Origin of the sequence: Ciceribacter sp. L1K23 (genome assembly GCF_018122705.1) — a bacterium.
Lineage (GTDB): Bacteria > Pseudomonadota > Alphaproteobacteria > Rhizobiales > Rhizobiaceae > Allorhizobium.
Genome location: NZ_JAGRRC010000001.1, coordinates 2,270,610 through 2,289,811 on the forward strand (window position 1 = coordinate 2,270,610; position 19,202 = coordinate 2,289,811).

Sequence of the window (19,202 nt, forward strand, 5' to 3'; positions counted from 1 at the left end):
AGAGCGATAGCGCGCAAAGCAGCGCGAAAATATTAGTTGCAACACTCGCGCGATCCACGGCTCAACTCCCGTCACCTTGCATATCCGCTCCCAGCCCTTAGACGCCAACATTGAAGGACGAGTTACCTCCGCAACGTGTGATTTCACCCTCGGAAGCCATACAGCGAATTCAGCGTATCAAGACGCTGATCGCCGCTTGCACTCTTTCAAAACCGCCTTAGATTTGCCTCGCCTCTCCCAAGGCCTTCGACCGGCTCCAACATCGGGACTCCCTATGAAACACAACACACTCGGCCGCACTGGCATTTCCGTGTCCGAAATCTGCCTCGGCACCATGACCTGGGGCTCGCAGAATTCCGAGGCTGAGGCCTTTGCGCAGATGGATTATGCCGTGGAAAACGGCGTGAATTTCTTCGACACCGCGGAACTCTATCCGACCACTCCCCTTTCCCCGGAAACCTACACTCATACCGAAAAGATCATCGGCAACTGGTTTGCTAAGACCGGCAAACGGAAGGATGTGGTGCTTGCTACCAAGGTCGCCGGCGCGGGGCGGTCCTATATTCGGGAAGGGCGACCAATCACCGGCCAGACCGTCATAGAGGCGGTCGATGCGAGCCTGACGCGTTTGCAGACCGACTACATCGATCTCTTCCAGATTCACTGGCCGAACCGCGGCCACTACCACTTCCGGCAGGTCTGGACATACGATCCTTCGACGCAGGACCGGCAGGCTGCGATCGACGGGATGCTGGAAAAGCTGGAAGCGCTCGATGTCTGCGTCAAGGCAGGCAAGGTCCGTGCGATCGGATTATCTAACGAGACGACGTGGGGAACACAAAAATTCATTTCGCTCGCCGAAAGCCGTGGGCTTCCGCGCGTGGCGACGGTGCAGAACGAATATAATCTTCTCTACCGAACGCATGACCTCGACATGGCGGAACTTTCGCATCACGAGGAGGTCGGTCTTCTCGCCTATTCACCTCTCGCTGGCGGTATCCTGTCCGGCAAGTATCTCGACGGGCAAAAGCCCGCCGGCTCAAGAGCGTCGATCAACGGCGACATCGGCGGGCGATTGAAGCCGATGCAGGAACCGGCAACGAGGGCCTATGTGGATATCGCCCGCAATCACGGTCTCGATCCTTCCCAGATGGCGCTCGCCTTTTGCCTGACTCGTCCGTTCATGGCCTCGGTCATCATCGGGGCAACGAGCATGGAGCAGTTGAAGATCGACATCGGCTCGGCCGATATGACGCTGTCCGAGGATGTGTTGCGGGAGATTGCCAAGGTGCACCGCATGTATCCCATGGCCATCTGAGAGGTACCGTCAGCACGGACCAACATTTTCGTGAACGTGTCGCTCTTGAAAAGACACACACCCGATTACCACCTGCTCTCCGGTCGATGCAGGGCGCCCGCGCCCGAATAGAAGGGGATTTTCTTGGATTATGTGCTGGTTCTCGGGGGCCTGGTCGGTCTCTATTTTGGTGCGGAATGGCTGCTGCGCGGCGCAATAGCGCTGGCGCAAAAACTCGGCCTTCCCACCCTGATCGTCTCGTTGGTGATCGTCGGCTTCGGCACATCCATGCCGGAGCTTCTGGTTTCCGTCCGCGCCGCACTCTCCGGCTCGTCGGATATTGCGATCGGCAACGTGGTCGGATCGAATACGGCGAATATCCTGTTGATCATCGGCGCCTGCGCGATGATCTTCCCGATTACGCACTGGGACAAAGGCGTGAAGCGCGACACCTATGTGATGATAGGTGCATCGCTGCTGCTGCTGGGGTTGGTTCAGTTCGGGGAGATTGGCCGGATCGTCGGATTGGCGATGGTCGCGGTTCTGGCGGCCTATCTCGGTTATGCGTATGTGCAGGGCAAGGGTGCGGCGGATGAGGACGTTCGCCACGAAACGCTTGGTCCGGGATTCATGGCGCTCCTCATTCTCGGCGGTCTTGCCACGCTCTTTGTCGGCGCGGAGCTTCTGGTGCGCGGCGCCACAAGCCTTGCCCGCGATTTCGGCGTCTCCGAAGCGGTGATCGGCCTGACGGTGGTCGCCGTCGGCACCTCCCTGCCCGAACTTGCAACCGGCGTCATGTCGGCGCTGCGCAAGCACTCCGACATCATGATCGGCAATATCGTCGGATCGAATATCTTCAACATCCTGTTCATCCTCGGGGTTACCTCGGTGATACAGCCGATCGGCGTCGATCCGCGGTTCGGCATGTTTGATGTGCCGGTGATGCTTGTGGTGACGCTCGGGTTCGCCGCCCTGCTCCTCACGCATGTGGGCGTCAAAAGGCTCGTGGCCGCAGCGATGCTCGTGCTTTACGGTGCCTACACGGTCGCGCTGGTTCAGGTGTGACCTGGGCCAGCACACTCTGCAAGTGTAGTGCCTTAAAATGAAATGGCCCGCCAATGGCGGGCCATGACTTCTAATCTGCCACTACTTTACGACCGCTTGCGGACCGTTCCGTAGATGATGTTGCGGTTGTCGCCAAACCACACGCGGGCGTCCACGGTGTTACGTTCAACGCTGGAGTTGATCACGCGCCACATGTCCGCCTCCGAACGCTGCAGGAGCTCCCAGTTCATATAGGACTCCATGTAGCCATCATCGGCCATTTCATCGGTGAAGTTCGCAAACAGGAAGACACCGCCAGGCTTCAGCATCTCCATGCAGACCTGGGTGAGCTTGATCGCCACCTTGTCGGCCAGATAGTCGTAGAGACCGGCCGCGTAGATGAAGTCGAACTTGCCGATCTGGTGCTTCTTTCCTAGAAGCCCACGCACCGAGCCGTCGATCGCCTCGATGCAGGTGCCGTCAAACTGGCTGGAGATGGTGCCGATGCTGATCGGATCCTGATCAAGAGCGACCCAGCGCTTGATGCCGCCATTGCGAAGCGCGACCGATTTTTCGGCCTCGCGAAGATGGCCGGCGGCAACGGTCAGGATTTCCGTATCCGGCCCCTTCTCGGCGGCGATGTCATCGACGTACTGCGTGAGGATATCCCGCCGTTCACGCACGGCAACCGGGCCGGGCGCGTTAATCGTGTACTCGAAGATGCCGAGACCAAGCGGTGTCGACTTCGCCACCTCGTGCGCCACATCCTGATGACCGTAGATGAAGTCGATCAGGCTCGCATCGCCCGAGTAGCCTCTCGGCTTTTCGAAAGACCAGCGGGTGAACGGGCACTGCTGGAAAATTCTGGCCGAAGGGTGGGCCTGGACGATCGGGATGAGTTCCATCCAGATGGCAGGTCCGAATTTGTGGCGGATGTCATGAAGGGCTCCGATGAGCCATTTGACAGTCTGGGCGGGGTCCACCCGATCTTCAATACGCTGCATTGCAAAGCGCATGATCAGCGCAAGCTCGGCCTTCGCAGTGGGAAGCTGCTCGGCAAATTGGTCGACGGAAGACGAGGAGGAAAGTTCCTTGCTTACAGACTGGGGGGTAATAAGGCTTTCGCCATCAAGTGCAAAATTGAGTTCAGCCATGGGAGCCTCACTGGTTAATATACAGTTAACTGTACCCCTAAAGTTGCCAGCGACGCCAGCTTGGGCCTTGGAATTCGCAAGGATTGGTTAATTCCCAATTTGACCCCTACAATTTCAATGAATTTGGAAAACGTTAACGCGATGTAGGTAGTGTGTGTCACATAAAGGGCCTTTGAACGGCCGGCGCAGACGAAATTTTTAGGGTTTGAGTTAGTGCGGCGGCTGCACCCGAGACGCAGGTTTCTCGCGAGGTGGCGTAGGGCTGGTGGTGATAATGCATGACGCATGTATTGGCCGATATGATCGAGACCGACTTTCGCAGCGAGCCGATGAAGCCGGCTCCGGAATCCTTGCGCTCGCTTTACGACAGCGAAAGTGAAAGCAAGCGCAAGCAGGTCACTCGGCATGGTCTGTGGATCGCTGTCGCAGCATACCTGCTTTACTCCCTCACAGACGTCCTGTTCCTGCGAGACGTCGCCGCGCAGACGGTCGCGGGCCGGTTTGCGGTGGGTATCGTTTCGCTCTGCCTTCTGGAACTGACATTGCGCCTGCGGGCGAGCGCCAATCTGGTGGACGTCCTGGCGGCCACCGCCGTTCTCAGCGGCTACGTGGTCTGGCTTCTAACCGGCTGGAACACTGCGGAGACGGCGTCATTCTCCTATTACATGGTTTTTGGCGCGATCTTCATGATGAGCCTAAACCTGTTTTTCAGCTTCCGCTTTCCGGTGGCACTCGCCGCCTCGACAACGACGATGGCGATCTTCCTCGGGTCGCTCTACGCCTACATGCCCATGGATCTGATCTACAAACTTATCCTTGGCGCCTTCTGCATATCCTGCTTCGTGTTTACGTCCTACGTGAACCTCCAACTGAACCGTGAGCGTTTCAAGGTCTTCCTGAACGCGCTCGAGGCCCGCCTGCAGCAGAATGCATCGGAGGAACGGGGCAAGGCGCTCCTCAGGCTCTCGAACACCGATCCACTGACCGGGCTCGAAAATCGACGCGCGGTCGATCAGCGACTTCGCACGCGCTGGCAGGACTGGCAGGAAAACGGCGTGATGTTCGCCGTGCTGCTTGTCGATGTCGACTTCTTCAAGCGTTACAACGACTGCTATGGACACCAGGAAGGCGATCGCTGCCTCACCACCGTGGCGAAAGGTCTGTACGACGCCATATCCCATTATGACGCGGCGATCGGGCGATATGGCGGCGAGGAGTTCATCGTCATCGCGCGGGTCGAGGATCAGAAAGAGGTCGCGGACCTTGCCGAGACCATATGCCGGTCCGTACGTGAAATGGCGCTGCCGCACGGACAGCGCCGCGACGGTATTTCGATCGTCACCGTGAGCGTCGGTGCGTCCCTGACGCGTGGCCAGTCGGTCAAGCTCGAAAAGATCATCCACGAGGCCGATCGTGCCCTCTACACGGCCAAGGCCAACGGCCGCAACGGGGTGAAGCTCTTCGATCCGGACGACCCGCAGAGCAGCGACGAAAGCGAGCATATCGCGGCGATCCTGAAGATCGCCCTGGAGCAAAAGCTTGTGTCGCTCGTCTATCAACCGATCCGCGGCGTGCAGAGCGGCACGATAGAAGCTGCCGAGGCGCTGATGCGGCTGAAGATGCTGGACGGAGCGCCCGTGTCCCCGGCGGTGTTCATCCCTATCGCGGAACGGACAGGAGCCATTATCGAACTGGGGCGATGGGCGATCCGGACGGTTTGCGTCGACCTTCTGGCGAAGGACCTCGTGCAGGTCGTCAGCGTCAATGTCTCGCCCATACAGCTCAAGATGCCCGGTTTCGCCGCATCTGTGGCCCTTATCCTCGCCGAAACCGGTGTCTCCGGCGGGCGCCTCGCTTTCGAAATAACCGAAGGCGTGGAAATGGAGATGAACTCCGATATCCTGCGCTGCATCAGCGACCTGAAGAAGATGGGCGTCCAGATCTGGCTCGACGATTTCGGCACAGGCTTCGCCGGTCTCTCGTGGCTTAGGCTGATCGACTTCGACACGGTGAAGATCGACCGCTCCTTCCTGCATGACTGCGACCAGAAGCGTGGCCGGACGATGATGCAGGACATCATCAGCCTGCTGCGGAACAGGACCCGTACCATCCTGGTCGAAGGCGTGGAGACGGGAGAGCAACAGGCTCTCATGGAAGAGTACAAGATCGACCACCTGCAGGGCTACCATGTCGGTCGCCCCGTGCCGGTCGAGCAGTTCACAGCAGCGCCGAAGAAGGTCGAGGCAGTGGCACGCCGCAAGTCGTCCGTGCGCCGGTAGGAAGACCCGCGACCTGAGCGGCGCAGCGATGTTCGCAAAGCCCTTGCCTTTCCTCGGAAAATCCGTATAAGCGCGCTGTTCACAACACCCGGTCATTTGGCTGGTGGCTGAACGGAGGGCTGGTTTTCGTCGTGAAAGCCGCAGGAACCAGAGGGTTCCGGTCTCCCGTGTCTCCGCTCTCGACCGTCTCGAACAACGCTTTTCTTGCCTCGGTTCATCCGATCAGGAGCAGTCGTTGAGGCTTAGCGCCGGATCCGGGTGTGACAACCGCAAGAAAGGCAAGTCTACAATGGCTCTTTACGAACATGTATTCCTTGCCCGGCAGGATATGTCCGCTCAGCAGGTTGATGCCCTCGTCGAACAGTACAAGGGTGTTCTCGAAGCTAACGGCGGCAAGGTCGGGCGCGTAGAAAACTGGGGTCTGAAGTCCCTCACCTACCGCATCAAGAAGAACCGCAAGGCTCACTACGCCCTCATGGACATCGACGCTCCGGCAGCTGCCGTCCATGAAATGGAGCGCCAGATGCGCATCAACGAAGACATTCTTCGTTACATGACCATTGCTGTCGAGGCCCACGAAGAAGGCCCGTCCGCTATGATGCAGAAGCGCGACCGCGATGACCGTCCGCGCGATGACCGTGGCCCGCGCCGTGACTTCGGCGATCGTGGACCGCGTCCGGACCGTGGCCCGCGTGAAGGTGGCTTCGAGCGCCGCCCGCGCGAAGATCGTGCATAAGGAGAACTGACAATGGCTGAAACATCGTCCGCGGCTCGCCGCCCGTTCCACCGCCGTCGCAAGACCTGCCCGTTCTCCGGCGCCAACGCTCCGAGGATCGACTACAAGGACGTTCGTCTCCTGCAGCGCTACATTTCCGAGCGCGGCAAGATCGTTCCGTCGCGTATCACCGCCGTATCGCAGAAGAAGCAGCGTGAGCTGGCCAAGGCGATCAAGCGCGCCCGCTTCCTCGGCCTGCTGCCGTACGTCGTAGCATAATGACCATGCGGGCCGCCGGTTAACGTCGGCTGCCCGCCTCCCCTTCCGCGTTGGGCGCGGATCGGAACACCACCCCGCCTCCGGCAAGCCGTTCACGAAACGCGCCGGGGACCGGAAAATCCCATGTTGGGGATCCGGAAATGGTCCGGGCAATCCCCTAACTGCTTGAACGGCAGGACAGCGAACGTGAAACAACTGGACGGAAAACTGCTGACCACCGGCATGCTCGCCGGACTGACCGCTGCACTGCTGGTGCTGGCGGCGAACGCGCAGCCGTCTCTGTCGTCTTTTCTATATGCAGCATCCGCAATGCCGATCCTGATCGCCGGCCTGGGCTGGGGCAATGTCGCGGCAATCGCCGCGATCGTTACCGCAGCAGCGCTTGGCTCGATCGCCGTGTCGCCGCTCTTCGCGGCTTCCATGGCCATTTTCACCCTGCTGCCGGCCGGCTGGGTCAGTCATCTCGCCAGCCTCGCGCGTCCCGCGTCTGAAATTGGCGGTCCCGATCATCTCATCGCCTGGTATCCGCTCTCCGACATTCTGATGCACCTGTGCGCGCTCATCGCGCTTGCGGTTATGTTCCTCGGCGTCATGATCGGTTACGGCCCTGAGTTCATTCGAGAACTGGTGAATGCCGTGATGACGGCAGCGACCGCCCAGGAAGGGGCGTTCCAGCCGACTGCGGATGACATCGCCCAGATCGAACGGCTGATGCTCGTGCTTCTGCCCGTTGTTCAGGGCGGCATGTGGGTGATGATGCTCACCGCGACCTACTACTTCGCCATGCGCATCGTCACGGCATCCGGCCGGGCCAAGCGCCCTCGTGAGGACATGCCGTCGGCGCTGCGCATGAATCGCAACGCGATGCTGATCTTCCTGGCCGGCCTGCTCGCAGCCTTCGTCGGCGGCCCGATCGGCCTTGTTGGCGTCACTGTGTGCGGGACATTCGGCGCGGGTTTTCTGATGGCCGGCTTTGCCTCCCTGCATCTGCGGACCCGCGGCAAAGACTGGCGCCTGCCGGTTCTCGTGCTGGCATACCTGTCGGTTCTTTTCCTGCTGCCGGCTTTCATCATTCTCATTCTCGGACTGGCCGATGCGCGCCGGACCGTGGCCCTCACGCCGGCTCAAAAGGCCGACACGAAATCAGACAACAACGAAACACAAGACTGAAAGGAACAAGACAATGGAAGTCATTCTTCTTGAACGCATCTCCAAACTCGGCCAGATGGGCGAAACCGTGAAGGTTCGCGACGGCTTCGCACGCAACTACCTGCTGCCGCAGGGCAAGGCGCTGCGCGCCAACGCCGCCAACAAGACCCGCTTCGAAAAGGAACGCGCCACGCTCGAAGCCCGCAACCTTGAGCGCAAGTCGGAAGCCCAGAAGGTTGCCGAAGCCCTCGAAGGCAAGTCGTTCATCGTCGTGCGTTCGGCTGGTGAAACCGGCCAGTTGTACGGTTCGGTTGCTGCTCGCGACGTCGTCGACATCCTGGCCGCCGAAGGCTTCAACATCGGCCGCAGCCAGGTCGAGCTCAACACCCCGATCAAGGCCATCGGCCTGCACCAGGTCACCCTGCACCTGCATTCGGAAGTCGAACTGACCGTTGAGCTCAACGTCGCCCGTTCGGCTGAAGAAGCCGAGCGCCAGGCCAAGGGCGAAAGCCTCACCTCGGCTGACGCCATCTACGGCGTCGACGAAGATGCGCTGCGTCCGGAAGACTTCTTCAATCCGGAAGCCGAAGACGAAGACGACGACCGCTAACCGCGGTTTCGTTCATCGAACGAACAATCTGGGGCCCGGTCCTGCATCTTGCGGGCCGGGTCTCTTGTATTTTGCGGCTTCGGCCCGCCGCTACGCTTTTCCTGCTATTTTAGAGAATCATCCCACAGCATAGAATGGCTTCTCCGGCATGATTCCCTCGATTGCCGTCAAGCCCACCATTCAGCGGCCTGTTGATAGACGTGGACAACACGAAAAAGCCGAATGAAGGGGTCATGGCTGTTGACTGCGAGAGCCGAGGTGGCCAAACCCGGATGATCCAGCCGAAACTGAAAAGACCGTTGTGACCATGATCGATGCCGTTCGCAAGATGACGCCCCCGCAGGCCGCCGAGCCGCTTTACCGCGAAGCTCCGAACAATATCGAGGCGGAGCAGGCCCTTCTCGGCGCCATTCTCGTCAATAACGATGCCTATTACCGGGTGTCGGACTTCCTCAAGCCCGAGCATCTCTACGAACCGCTGCATCGCAAGATTTTCGAGGTCGCGTCGGAAATCATCCGCATGGGCAAGACCGCCAATCCGGTCACCATCAAGACGTTCCTTCCCGCGGATGAAAAGGTCGGCGACCTCACGGTCGCACAGTACCTTGCTCGTCTTGCCTCGGAAGCCGTCTCGATCATCAACACAGAGGACTATGGCCGGGCCATCTACGATCTGGCGCTGCGGCGGGCGCTGATCCAGATCGGCGAGGACGTCGTCAACATCGCCTACGACGCGCCGCTCGACATGCCGCCACAGGCACAGATCGAGGATACCGAGCGGCGTCTCTTCGCGCTGGCGGAGAACGGTCGTTATGATGGCGGCTTCCAGGCGTTTTCCGATGCCGTGGCGCTTGCCGTCGACATGGCGGGCGCGGCTTTCGAGCGCGACGGCAACCTTTCGGGTATTTCCACCGGGATCGTATCGCTGGATTCGAAGATGGGCGGATTGCAGCGATCCGACTTGATCGTTCTTGCCGGTCGTCCGGGTATGGGCAAGACCTCGCTCGCCACCAACATCGCCTGGAACATTGCCGCGGCGTATGAACCCGAGGTGCTTCCGGACGGATCGTTCAAGGCCAAGAACGGCGGCGTGGTCGGCTTCTACTCCCTCGAAATGTCATCCGAACAGCTTGCCACGCGTATCATGTCCGAGCAGACCGAAGTGTCCTCCTCGAAGATCCGTCGCGGCGACATCACCGAGCATGAATTCGAAAAGCTGGTCGGCTTTTCCCAGACGATGCAGAAGGTTCCGCTCTACATCGACCAGACCGGCGGTATCTCGATCGCCCAGCTGTCGGCGCGTGCACGCCGTCTGAAGCGCCAGCGCGGCCTCGACTGCCTGGTGGTCGACTATATCCAGCTGATGACCGGCACCGGCAAATCAGGGGAAAACCGCGTCCAGGAAATCACCGCGATCACCACGGGGCTGAAGGCGCTGGGCAAGGAACTCAACGTCCCGATCATTGCGCTATCACAGCTCTCCCGTGGCGTGGAAAGCCGAGAGGATAAGCGTCCTCAGCTTTCCGACCTGCGTGAATCCGGCTCGATCGAGCAGGACGCCGACGTCGTGCTCTTCGTGTTCCGCGAGGAATACTACGTGCTCGGCATGGAACCCCGCGACATGTCGGACCCGAAATACCCGGAATGGGAGGCCCATATGGAGCGGGTGCGCGGCACTGCTGACGTCATCATCGCCAAGCAGCGCCACGGACCGACCGGCACCGTCAAGCTCGCCTTCCAGTCGCAGTTCACGCGCTTTGCGGACCTCGCCGATCCGAGCTTCACCCAGTACGAAGAACACTAAGCATGAGACCCGCCTCAAAGGCGGGTTTCGTTTTCCGGCTACTCGCCGGTCGCGAGCGGGAAACCCTCATCGATCCAACCTGTCACTCCACCCGCCATGATTTTGACGGGGCGCCCGAGTTCGGCCAGGCGAAGCGCACCGCGGGCGGCCCCATTGCAATGCGGTCCGGCACAGTACGTCACGAATATCGTATCTTCCGGCCAGGCTGACATGCGATGCGCCGTGATCTTCCCGTGAGGCAGGCTGATCGCCCCTGGCACATGGCCCTTGGCGTAGAGCGCGGGACCGCGCACATCCAGCAGGACGAAGTCAGGTCCCTTTGACAGAGCATCATGCACATCCCAGCAATCGGTCTCGAATTCGAACTCGGCGGCGAAGTGTTCGCGAGCGACCTCGCTGGGCGCGGGTTTGACGGTCGTTACGGCAGTCGGCATGGCTGTCTCCTTGTTGATGGATCGATAATCCAACGGAGAACCGCTGTTGAAAATTGGCGTGAATGACAATAGACGTAAAGATCATGACAAAATCCTCTTACCTTACCGGCCCTCTCGTCGCGGCACTCGTCTATGACGGGCTTTGCACGTTCGAATTCGGCATCGTGGCGGAGATTTTTGGCCTCTCGCGCCCGGAGATGGGAAGCGGATGGTACCGGTTCGAAAGCGTCGCCATAGAGCAAGGTCCTTTCAGGGCACACGGCGGCCTCACGGTTTCGGCCGACAGCGAGATCGAGCGGCTCAACGCGGCCGAGATCATCGTCGTACCCGGCTGGCGCGGCATCGACAGCCCTGTACCCGAAAACCTTTGTGAACGGTTGCGAGATGCCCACGCACGCGGCGCCCGTCTTGTCTCTCTCTGTTCCGGGGCCTTCGTTCTGGCGGCGACAGGGTTGCTGGATAGGGGCGTTGCCGCGACGCACTGGCGCTATGCGGACGCTCTCCGCAACAGATTTCCTTCGATAGATGTGGATGAGGCGTCGCTCTACCGGTCGCACGATGCGATCTTCACGGCGGCGGGCAGTGCCGCCGGTATTGACCTGCTGATCGAGATCATCCGGCAGGATTTCGGCGCGCCCGCGGCCAATTCGGTGGCCCGCCGGCTCGTGATGCCGGCCCACCGGACCGGCGGACAGGCACAATTTCTGGAACGTCCGGTCGCCCAGCGGGAAGGCTCAGAGATATCTCCCCTGCTCGACGCGATGCGAGCGGACATAGCGCTTGACTGGACGATTGGAAAAATGGCGCATCGATGCCGGATGAGCGAGCGTACCTTCCTGCGCCGCTTTGCGGAAGCGACAGGCACCACGCCAGGCGAATGGCTGACGGCAGAACGGGTGGCTATAGCGAAGGATCTTCTGTGCGGCGCCGGCGCGCGGATCGACGATGTCGCAAGTGCCGTGGGATTTGGTTCAGCGCACACCCTTCGACACCACTTCCGGCGAAAGATCGGCATCAGTCCAACCGAATACCGCACCCGCTTCCTCGCGGAAGCCCGTGAACTCGCTCACCCGCAGTGATTCCCGCGGATCGTCGCTGAAGCGTTCAACCGGCTAACTTATCGATCGCAAAACGGCGACAACGGCGACTCCGGTCGCCGCCGCGAGAAGCATCGGAAACCGGAGCGCCAAGACTGCAACCGTGGCGCAGGCGATGGTTTCGGGCCAGCCGGTGGCAAGGGCCGTGGGAGCGACGACGGCCATCAGCACAGACGGCGGAATGGCCTGCAGGACGCGCTGGACCTCCGGCGACAGCGTGAAGGCCCGAAGGATGACAAAACCGGCAAGGCGCGTTGCGGCAGTCGCGAGAGACATAGCGACTATGGCCAGCAGGGTATTTGAATCGACGGTCATTCGCCAGCTCCCGGCCACCAGAGGACTGCGACTGTGGCCGCTGCGAGGCCGCCAAGAGCCCCTGCCAAGATGGACCAGACGCCCGGAACATAGTGGTTCACGGTTAGCGCTGCTGCCGCGCTGGCCGCCAGAACCGCACCCGTTTCGCTGCCCTTCCAAAACCCCATGACCAGCACGATGAAAATCGCCGGAAAGACGAAGTCCAGACCGTAAACGACGGGATCTCCCAGTAATGCCCCTATCAATGCACCGGTGAAACCGGACAAAACCCAGGCCGAGTAAAACGGCGCAACGACGCCGAGGTACCATAGAGGCGTCAGTCTTCCCGCCCTCGCCCTAAATTCGGCGACGGCCCAGATTTCGTCGGCCATGAACAGCATGGCAGCGATCTTCTGTGACGACGAAAACGCGTCCAGCTTCGTGCCAAGGGAAACGCCCATCAGCGTATGGCGGATGTTCACCAGCAACGCGGCAATGCCGAGGCCGGCGACGCTTGCCGGATGGGTCCAGATGTCCATGGCGACAAATTGCGAGCCGCCAGCGAAGACCAGCGCACTCATCAGCAGCGCTTCCGCCGGTGACAGCCCTTTGGTCGCCGCGACCGCACCGAACACCAGCCCGATCGGCACAACCGCCACCACGAGTGGCGCAATCGCCCGCGTTCCGGCGGTGATTTCCGAGACATTCCAGGACATTGGCAGCGCTCTCTCCTCAAGGATGGGAGGGAGATACTTCAAACGCAAGGAACCGATCTTGAACGAAAGTGATCAGGACTGCCGAAACTGTCCCGGCGTCAGCCCGACCCGCGCCTTGAAGTGCCGCGTCAGATGCGCCTGATCGGCGAAACCGCAGCCCGCGGCCGCATCGGCCAGCGACGTACCGATGCGCAGCAGGTGGCGAGCGTGGCGGATTCGCAGATCCGTCTGATACGCGTGCGGGGTGATGAAATAATGTTTTCGAAAGGCGCGGATGAGGTGGGCACGGCTGAGACCCGCCTGACGTGCCAGCGCCTCCAGTCCGATCTCCTCGCTGAAATGTGCGTCTATGTAATCCCTCGCCCGCCGCACTCCGACCGGTTCCGAAAGATCGCGCGGAACGATGATCGCGCTGCCGTGGCGGGCAAACATCGCCGACAGCACCGAGTACATCGATTCCTCGCTCTCCAGTTCACTGGAGCCATCGTCGAGCTTGCGATGCGCGCGGATGAAGGCATCCGCCAGATGCGGGTCGGTCAACAACTGCCGGGAAAAACTTGGGGAGCCATGAAAGGCCCGGCCAGTCGCCTCCTCCAGGATCTCAGTGAACAATCCGGCGTCGGGATAGATCATCCTGTATCTATAGCCCGTCTCCGTCCCGGGCTGCCCGTCATGGGTCTCTCCCGGATTGATGAGATAAAGCGCTCCAGGACCTGTGTGCTCCCGCTCGCCTCGGATCATGGCGACCTGCCGCCCGGCTTCAATTGCCCCGATCGAAAACGTATCGTGCGAATGCGGCGCGAATTCATGCGTAACGAACGTCGCCTCCATGCATTCCATGTGGCGAAACCGCCGATCGCGCCAGAAGCGCGTCCGCTCCGAAGGGCGCGTTGGCATGGCGATCGTGGCCTGTTCCTGCGAAACATTGTGCATCCGTTCAGCATATCGCCGGCAAAGGTCAGCGTCTTGAACAAAAGTGACAGGCTGCGGATACCGATCATGGGGATCAACCCCCTAGGCGAAATACACCCAAAAAGCGTCGTTGTGGAAAACATGACAGCTGCTTAAGGGTTTTCCGAATCTCGCCTTTCATCCTCTCCCACTCCCCGGGTACCGTGATGCGCATCGAAGCCCGCTTTGGTATTATCCTCGCGTTCTGTTTCCTGTTCGGCGTGCTGGTCGCCGGCTACATCTCTTTCACGCTGGAGTTTCGGCAGGCGCGTGAAGAGGTGACGGAGAAAGCCAATGTTCTTCTGTCGATCGCGCTATCGATCCGGAACTACACCGGGCAACAGATCGCGCCGATCATCAACCGCTTGCAGGATGGCAGCGAATTCCACCCGGAGATCGTTCCTTCATATGGCGCGCAGACAACGCTGCGGGGACTGAAGACACAGTTCCCCGACTACAGCTATCACGAGCGTTCCCTGAACCCGACCAATATCGCGGATCGGGCAGACGACTTCGAGGTCAGCCTGCTGCGGCAGTTTCAGGAAAATGCGGAACTGAAGGAATTAAACGGCGAAATTGGCGAACTGGGCCAGAGACGTTTTTATGTCAGCCGACCATTGCGCATGACTAATCCCGCCTGCCTGCAATGCCACTCGACCCCGGAAGCGGCACCGAAAGCAATGATCGCCAAATATGGCACCGGCGGTGGTTTCAACTGGAAACTCGGCGATGTCATCGGCATGCAGATTGTGGAAGTGCCGCTCCGCCCTATCACGGAACGCGCCATCAAGGGGGTCGTGACGACCGTCGGGTCGCTGACCTGCGTCTTCGTACTGACGAGTGCCATCTTCCTCTTCCTGCTGCGGCGCTACGTGACCCGCCCACTTAAAACGATCACGGAGGTTGCCCATGACGTCAGCCTGTCATCGGGCGGCAAAACCGTGGAAACCGGTCTAGAGCTGGACGGCCAGTTCCATGATCTCGAACGCGCGATCCTCCGGCTGAAGAAGAGCCTGAACGAAGCCATCGGCGCGACGCGCGCCACGAAGCCGGATCCGGACAAGGAATGAGCCGATGATGTCGCTGGCGCTGTTTTCCATCACGGCGTTGTGCTGGCTGCTGGTGCTCACGTCGCCGGGCGAGCCCGCATTCGGCACATCGGCCCTGTTCATGATGGCGACCGGCATGAGCGCAATCTCGCTTGCGCGGTTCGTCGAGCAGATTTTCATTCTCGTGGCCGGCGGCTCGGCGCGGAGCGGCAGGTCGGACCGGCTGCACACCATGCTGTCCCTTGTGCTGTATTCCGCGGCCGTAATGTTGTGGTTGCACTACGCCTTCGACCTTGATGTTTCCGGACTTCTGGCAACATCGGCTGTCGCCACGGTGATCGTCGGTCTCGCGCTCCAGGCCACGCTCGGTAATCTTTTCACCGGCTTGTCGCTGGAAATCGAGCGCCAGTTGCGGGTCGGCGACCACATCAGTTGCGGCAGTGTGTCGGGTGAAGTCGTGGCGCTCAAATGGCGTTCAATCTTCGTGCGCACCGACAACAACAGCACCGTCGTGCTGCCCAACAGCGTACTGAGCACGGAAGCATTTGAGATCGTCCGCCGCGGGGATATGCCACGGTTGACCATCGCCTTTACCGTCGATGCAAACGTGCCGCCGATGAACGTGCTGGCCGTGATCGAGGACGAGTTGCTGAAGGGCTTTCCCGGCATTCTCGAAGAGCCCCGCCCGGATGCCACACTGCTGGGCTTTGACGCCGACAATAAATGCGTTTCCTATGGTGTGCGCTTTTCCTCGTCCGACTGGGCAGAACGCGACACGATTAAGTCACAGCTGCAGATAAGGCTCTGGTATGCGCTCTCGCGCGAAGGCATATTCATCGCCGCCCCCGCCTCCAGCAATGTGACAAACGGTCTGCCGATATCGGACGATCTGGCGGTTCGCGGTCAGCGGCGGCGTTACGGGCCCGGTGAAACGATCGATCTCGATGGTGGCGCGGCCGTCATTCTTCTCGGATCGGCGCGGGAGGAGCTTCCGCACAACGAAAATGTCGAACGCGAGCGTCTGGCGGAGCTCGTGGGCATGGAAGAAGATCCGGACGCCCCGATCCTGATGCCGGTTGCGCTTCTCGACGAGGTCGGCCAAAGCGCCACCATGGTCATAGGCCCCTACGCCCGCGAGTTGGCGGAAAGCTACGCGCGACGGACTGGCGACCCGAGATTGCTTTACCTTGCGCTTGCCAGCCACATGGAGAACGGTCCTGAGAAGACCCGCTTCCTGTCGATGGCGCCCTCCACGATCACACGGCGGCTCTCGATCGGGGCCCATGTCGGTTTCGGCCGGGCGCTTGGACTTCTCCGCGGGGAGCAGCCATTGATGACAGCAAACCGTCGCTGCGAACTGCTCTACTTCGACAGGAATACCGTCAAACAAGTCGTCGACTCCGATCTTCTCACGCTGGAGAAGTTGAAGGTGCTCGATGCGGAGCTGGCGAAGCAGTAGGCGATAACCTGCGAAATCTGGGCAAGGTCGGCCATTTCTGAATTGTTTGCCTCAACAGCGACCAAAAAGACGTGCTAGATGGGGTCTACCCTCCACTGGACCTCCCCGATGACCGACTTCGCCGCCTATCATGAACCCGAGGACGCTTTCGCCTCTGCCCCCCTCCGCCTGACCGTTCACCTCGGCGCGATTGCGGATAACTGGCATGACATGGCGAAGCGTTCGGGCAAGGCGCGCGCCGCTGCGGTGGTCAAGGCGGATGCATACGGACTGGGCATCGAGGACGTGGGGCAAACGCTCTACCATGCAGGCGCCCGCGACTTCTTCGTGGCGGTGCCCTCCGAAGGAGCAACGCTCCGCGCCTACGCGCCCGAAGCACGGATTTTCGTCCTCTGCGGGATCTGGCCGGGGCAGGAGGAAATATTTTTCGAGAACGATCTCGTGCCGGTGATCGCTTCGGAGGAGCAATTGGCGTTCTGGATGTCGGTGATCGCCGAGCGAGGCGACTATCCTTGCGCGCTGCAAATCGATACCGGCTTCAACCGGCTGGGTCTGCCGCTCGAGGATGCGCTGGCGCTTGCCGCAGACGTGTCGCGCCCCGCCAGTTTCTCGCCAGTGCTCGTAATGAGCCACCTCGCCTGCGGTGACGATCCCTCGTCACCGATGAATGGACGACAGCTCCAGCTTTTCCGGCAGGTTAGCGATGCTTTCGAAGGCATTGAATCAAGTCTTTCCGCATCGGCCGGCATCTTCCTCGGCCCGGACTACCACTTCGACCTCACCCGTCCCGGTATCGCATTATACGGCGGAGAAGCGGTCAACGGGGTGGCCAATCCAATGCGGGCGGCGGTGAAGGCCGAAGCCCGCGTTCTTCAGGTGCGCGAGGCGAAAGCCGGAGAAACCGTCAGCTATGGCGGCACGCTCAAGCTTGCCCGTGACAGCCGACTAGCGGTCGCCTCGGTCGGCTACGCCGATGGCTGGATGCGCAACCTCTCGGGCAGCGGCGTACCTCTGAGGGAAACCGGAATAACAGGAGCAACAGGTTTCATCGCGGGGCGCAAAGTGCCCGTCGCCGGGCGCGTGACAATGGACATCACGATCTTCGATGTGACCGACGTCCCGGAAAACGCAGTGCGAACCGGTGACTATGTCGAGCTCTTCGGCTCCAATGTTTCGCTGGACGAAGCCGCTCGCGCGGCCGGCACCATCGGCTACGAGATGCTGACCGGGCTCGGGCTTCGATACGAGCGGCTCTACGTCGACGCGGCAGAATGAACCCACGCCACCCTTGCATTGGTCGTATCGTTCCGCCTATCTGTGACGCATGATTCACATTTTGTTCCGCTCAGGAACAATGACCGAGAAGCGCTTCATGGCCAAGACCAGAACCCAATTCGTCTGCCAGAACTGTGGCACGGTGCACTCTCGCTGGGCCGGAAAGTGCGACGGCTGCGGTGAATGGAACACCATCGTCGAGGAGGACCCGATGGGCGGCATCGGCTCCGGCCCAGGCAAGGTGCCGAAGAAGGGACGCGCCGTCACCCTCACCTCTCTTTCAGGCGAGATCGAGGAAGCGCCACGCATCCCGACCGGGATGGGCGAACTTGACAGGGCAACTGGTGGCGGCTTCGTGCGCGGATCGGCGGTATTGATCGGCGGCGATCCCGGCATCGGCAAATCGACCCTTCTGATGCAGGCGGCCGCGGCGCTGTCGCGCAAGGGCAACCGGGTGATCTACGTTTCGGGAGAAGAAGCGGTCGCGCAGGTGCGTCTTCGCGCCCAACGCCTTGGCGCGGCAGAAACGGACGTGTTGCTCGCCGCGGAAACCAATGTCGAGGACATCCTCGCCACGATCTCGGAAGGCAAGCGCCCCGATCTGGTGATCATCGACTCCATCCAGACGCTTTGGAGCGATACTGCCGATTCGGCTCCGGGAACCGTGACCCAGGTCCGGACCGGCGTGCAGGCAATGATCCGCTTCGCCAAGCAGACCGGCGCCACCATGGTGCTGGTCGGGCACGTCACGAAGGAAGGCCAGATCGCCGGCCCGCGCGTGGTCGAGCACATGGTCGACGCGGTCCTGTATTTCGAGGGCGATCGCGGCCATCACTATCGCATCCTGCGCACCGTCAAGAACCGTTTCGGACCCACGGACGAAATCGGCGTGTTCGAAATGTCGGACAAGGGGCTGCGCGAGGTCGCCAATCCCTCCGAGCTCTTTCTGGGTGAACGCAACGAGAAATCGCCCGGCGCCGCCGTCTTCGCCGGCATCGAGGGGACGCGGCCGGTGCTTGTCGAGGTGCAGGCATTGGTGGCCCCGACTTCACTTGGTACGCCACGCCGCGCAGTCGTCGGATGGGACTCGTCGCGACTGGCGATGATCCTCGCTGTCCTTGAAGCGCACTGCGGAATCAGGCTCGGTCAGCACGATGTCTATCTCAACGTCGCCGGCGGCTACCGCATCTCCGAGCCGGCTGCCGATATCGCCATCGCTTCCGCACTGGTTTCATCGCTCGCCGGGCTTGCCCTGCCCGCGGATTGCGTCTATTTCGGCGAGGTCAGCCTGTCGGGCGCCGTCCGGCCGGTGGCTCACACCGCGCAACGCCTTAAAGAAGCCGAAAAGCTCGGCTTTTCCGCCTCCGTGCTGCCGGCTGCATCAGCCGACCTGCCCAAAGGTGCGATGGGACGTCTGAGCGAGATCGGGAGCCTGCCGGATCTTGTGGCGATGATTGCGGGCTCGCGATTGCGCGCTTCCTCGGAGGCGGACGAGCATTGATCCTTGCGTCTTTCGGGACGGGAATTTAAAGGGATGGCGCCTCGCAAGCGGCGGAAAACCGGCGGCCTGCGGCCCGGACTTGGAGTTCTGAATTT

At 60.9% G+C, this 19,202-nt stretch carries 18 protein-coding genes; 13 read left to right on the forward strand and 5 right to left on the reverse strand.

Annotation, left to right across the window (positions count from 1 at the left end; all coding sequences use genetic code 11):
- Positions 1 to 274: 274 nt before the first annotated feature.
- Together J5J10_RS10745 and J5J10_RS10750 are read left to right on the forward strand one after the other, a co-directional pair.
- Positions 275 to 1,318: an aldo/keto reductase gene (locus tag J5J10_RS10745; RefSeq protein WP_211929862.1), complete on the forward strand. Its 1,044-nt coding sequence runs from the start codon at positions 275 to 277 to the stop codon at positions 1,316 to 1,318.
- A 132-nt stretch (positions 1,319 to 1,450) separates the two neighbouring features.
- Positions 1,451 to 2,362, forward strand: coding sequence for a calcium/sodium antiporter (locus tag J5J10_RS10750; protein WP_349252089.1), 912 nt, complete (start codon positions 1,451 to 1,453; stop codon positions 2,360 to 2,362).
- Positions 2,363 to 2,448: 86 nt separating this feature from the next.
- Here the strand turns inward: J5J10_RS10750 and J5J10_RS10755 are convergent, their stop codons facing one another.
- Positions 2,449 to 3,495 (reverse strand): class I SAM-dependent methyltransferase, encoded by a 1,047-nt coding sequence (locus tag J5J10_RS10755; RefSeq protein ID WP_211929864.1) that lies wholly within the window; start codon positions 3,493 to 3,495, stop codon positions 2,449 to 2,451.
- A gap of 278 nt (positions 3,496 to 3,773) precedes the next feature.
- Between J5J10_RS10755 and J5J10_RS10760 the strand changes: the two genes are divergently transcribed.
- The 6 genes from J5J10_RS10760 to J5J10_RS10785 all read left to right on the forward strand — a co-directional run bounded on the left by J5J10_RS10760 (position 3,774) and on the right by J5J10_RS10785 (position 10,331).
- Complete coding sequence (locus J5J10_RS10760; RefSeq protein ID WP_211929865.1) at positions 3,774 to 5,774, forward strand: EAL domain-containing protein; 2,001 nt, start codon at positions 3,774 to 3,776, stop codon at positions 5,772 to 5,774.
- 289 nt (positions 5,775 to 6,063) lie between these two features.
- Positions 6,064 to 6,510: a 30S ribosomal protein S6 gene (gene rpsF / locus J5J10_RS10765; protein WP_211929866.1), complete on the forward strand. Its 447-nt coding sequence runs from the start codon at positions 6,064 to 6,066 to the stop codon at positions 6,508 to 6,510.
- Between the two features lie 12 nt (positions 6,511 to 6,522).
- Positions 6,523 to 6,768 (forward strand): 30S ribosomal protein S18, encoded by a 246-nt coding sequence (rpsR, locus tag J5J10_RS10770; RefSeq protein ID WP_208549121.1) that lies wholly within the window; start codon positions 6,523 to 6,525, stop codon positions 6,766 to 6,768.
- Positions 6,769 to 6,954: 186 nt separating this feature from the next.
- Entirely contained in the window at positions 6,955 to 7,938 is a 984-nt protein-coding gene (locus J5J10_RS10775) for a DUF2232 domain-containing protein (protein WP_211929867.1), read from the forward strand.
- Between the two features lie 13 nt (positions 7,939 to 7,951).
- Positions 7,952 to 8,527: a 50S ribosomal protein L9 gene (rplI, locus tag J5J10_RS10780; RefSeq protein WP_211929868.1), complete on the forward strand. Its 576-nt coding sequence runs from the start codon at positions 7,952 to 7,954 to the stop codon at positions 8,525 to 8,527.
- A 307-nt stretch (positions 8,528 to 8,834) separates the two neighbouring features.
- Positions 8,835 to 10,331 (forward strand): replicative DNA helicase, encoded by a 1,497-nt coding sequence (locus J5J10_RS10785; protein ID WP_208553336.1) that lies wholly within the window; start codon positions 8,835 to 8,837, stop codon positions 10,329 to 10,331.
- Positions 10,332 to 10,369: 38 nt separating this feature from the next.
- On the opposite strand, the gene J5J10_RS10790 is transcribed toward J5J10_RS10785, so the two are convergent.
- Positions 10,370 to 10,765: a rhodanese-like domain-containing protein gene (locus J5J10_RS10790; protein WP_211929869.1), complete on the reverse strand. Its 396-nt coding sequence runs from the start codon at positions 10,763 to 10,765 to the stop codon at positions 10,370 to 10,372.
- 83 nt (positions 10,766 to 10,848) lie between these two features.
- Between J5J10_RS10790 and ftrA the strand changes: the two genes are divergently transcribed.
- Complete coding sequence (ftrA, locus tag J5J10_RS10795) at positions 10,849 to 11,844, forward strand: transcriptional regulator FtrA (protein ID WP_249116715.1); 996 nt, start codon at positions 10,849 to 10,851, stop codon at positions 11,842 to 11,844.
- Between the two features lie 33 nt (positions 11,845 to 11,877).
- Here ftrA and J5J10_RS10800 read toward each other — a convergent pair whose 3' ends face one another.
- From J5J10_RS10800 to J5J10_RS10810, 3 genes are all read right to left on the reverse strand, one after another.
- A complete protein-coding gene (locus tag J5J10_RS10800; protein WP_211929871.1) occupies positions 11,878 to 12,177 on the reverse strand; it encodes an AzlD domain-containing protein in 300 nt (99 codons plus the stop codon).
- The gene (locus J5J10_RS10805; RefSeq protein ID WP_211929872.1) at positions 12,174 to 12,872 is read right to left on the reverse strand and encodes an AzlC family ABC transporter permease; all 699 of its coding nucleotides are present in this window, start codon (positions 12,870 to 12,872) and stop codon (positions 12,174 to 12,176) included. The genes J5J10_RS10800 and J5J10_RS10805 overlap by 4 nt, the downstream gene beginning before the upstream one ends.
- A 72-nt stretch (positions 12,873 to 12,944) precedes the next feature.
- Positions 12,945 to 13,805, reverse strand: coding sequence for an AraC family transcriptional regulator (locus tag J5J10_RS10810; protein WP_211929873.1), 861 nt, complete (start codon positions 13,803 to 13,805; stop codon positions 12,945 to 12,947).
- 185 nt (positions 13,806 to 13,990) lie between these two features.
- Between J5J10_RS10810 and J5J10_RS10815 the strand changes: the two genes are divergently transcribed.
- The 4 genes from J5J10_RS10815 to radA all read left to right on the forward strand — a co-directional run bounded on the left by J5J10_RS10815 (position 13,991) and on the right by radA (position 19,107).
- Positions 13,991 to 14,893, forward strand: coding sequence for a DUF3365 domain-containing protein (locus J5J10_RS10815; protein WP_211929874.1), 903 nt, complete (start codon positions 13,991 to 13,993; stop codon positions 14,891 to 14,893).
- Between the two features lie 4 nt (positions 14,894 to 14,897).
- A complete protein-coding gene (locus J5J10_RS10820) occupies positions 14,898 to 16,331 on the forward strand; it encodes a mechanosensitive ion channel domain-containing protein (RefSeq protein ID WP_211929875.1) in 1,434 nt (477 codons plus the stop codon).
- Positions 16,332 to 16,439: 108 nt separating this feature from the next.
- A complete protein-coding gene (gene alr / locus J5J10_RS10825; RefSeq protein WP_211931207.1) occupies positions 16,440 to 17,606 on the forward strand; it encodes an alanine racemase in 1,167 nt (388 codons plus the stop codon).
- A 97-nt stretch (positions 17,607 to 17,703) separates the two neighbouring features.
- A complete protein-coding gene (gene radA, locus J5J10_RS10830) occupies positions 17,704 to 19,107 on the forward strand; it encodes a DNA repair protein RadA (RefSeq protein WP_208549111.1) in 1,404 nt (467 codons plus the stop codon).
- Positions 19,108 to 19,202: the final 95 nt, after the last annotated feature.

Bases quoted from the DNA above. Each gene is read 5' to 3' on its own strand.
- J5J10_RS10810 (WP_211929873.1), bottom strand. From the start codon at position 13,805: ATGCACAATGTTTCGCAGGAACAGGCCACGATCGCCATGCCAACGCGC.
- alr (WP_211931207.1), top strand. From the start codon at position 16,440: ATGACCGACTTCGCCGCCTATCATGAACCCGAGGACGCTTTCGCCTCT.
- J5J10_RS10745 (WP_211929862.1), top strand. From the start codon at position 275: ATGAAACACAACACACTCGGCCGCACTGGCATTTCCGTGTCCGAAATC.
- J5J10_RS10805 (WP_211929872.1), bottom strand. From the start codon at position 12,872: ATGTCCTGGAATGTCTCGGAAATCACCGCCGGAACGCGGGCGATTGCG.
- rpsF (WP_211929866.1), top strand. From the start codon at position 6,064: ATGGCTCTTTACGAACATGTATTCCTTGCCCGGCAGGATATGTCCGCT.
- rpsR (WP_208549121.1), top strand. From the start codon at position 6,523: ATGGCTGAAACATCGTCCGCGGCTCGCCGCCCGTTCCACCGCCGTCGC.
- J5J10_RS10785 (WP_208553336.1), top strand. From the start codon at position 8,835: ATGATCGATGCCGTTCGCAAGATGACGCCCCCGCAGGCCGCCGAGCCG.
- J5J10_RS10800 (WP_211929871.1), bottom strand. From the start codon at position 12,177: ATGACCGTCGATTCAAATACCCTGCTGGCCATAGTCGCTATGTCTCTC.
- J5J10_RS10815 (WP_211929874.1), top strand. From the start codon at position 13,991: ATGCGCATCGAAGCCCGCTTTGGTATTATCCTCGCGTTCTGTTTCCTG.
- rplI (WP_211929868.1), top strand. From the start codon at position 7,952: ATGGAAGTCATTCTTCTTGAACGCATCTCCAAACTCGGCCAGATGGGC.
- J5J10_RS10790 (WP_211929869.1), bottom strand. From the start codon at position 10,765: ATGCCGACTGCCGTAACGACCGTCAAACCCGCGCCCAGCGAGGTCGCT.
- J5J10_RS10760 (WP_211929865.1), top strand. From the start codon at position 3,774: ATGACGCATGTATTGGCCGATATGATCGAGACCGACTTTCGCAGCGAG.
- radA (WP_208549111.1), top strand. From the start codon at position 17,704: ATGGCCAAGACCAGAACCCAATTCGTCTGCCAGAACTGTGGCACGGTG.
- J5J10_RS10820 (WP_211929875.1), top strand. From the start codon at position 14,898: ATGATGTCGCTGGCGCTGTTTTCCATCACGGCGTTGTGCTGGCTGCTG.
- ftrA (WP_249116715.1), top strand. From the start codon at position 10,849: ATGACAAAATCCTCTTACCTTACCGGCCCTCTCGTCGCGGCACTCGTC.
- J5J10_RS10755 (WP_211929864.1), bottom strand. From the start codon at position 3,495: ATGGCTGAACTCAATTTTGCACTTGATGGCGAAAGCCTTATTACCCCC.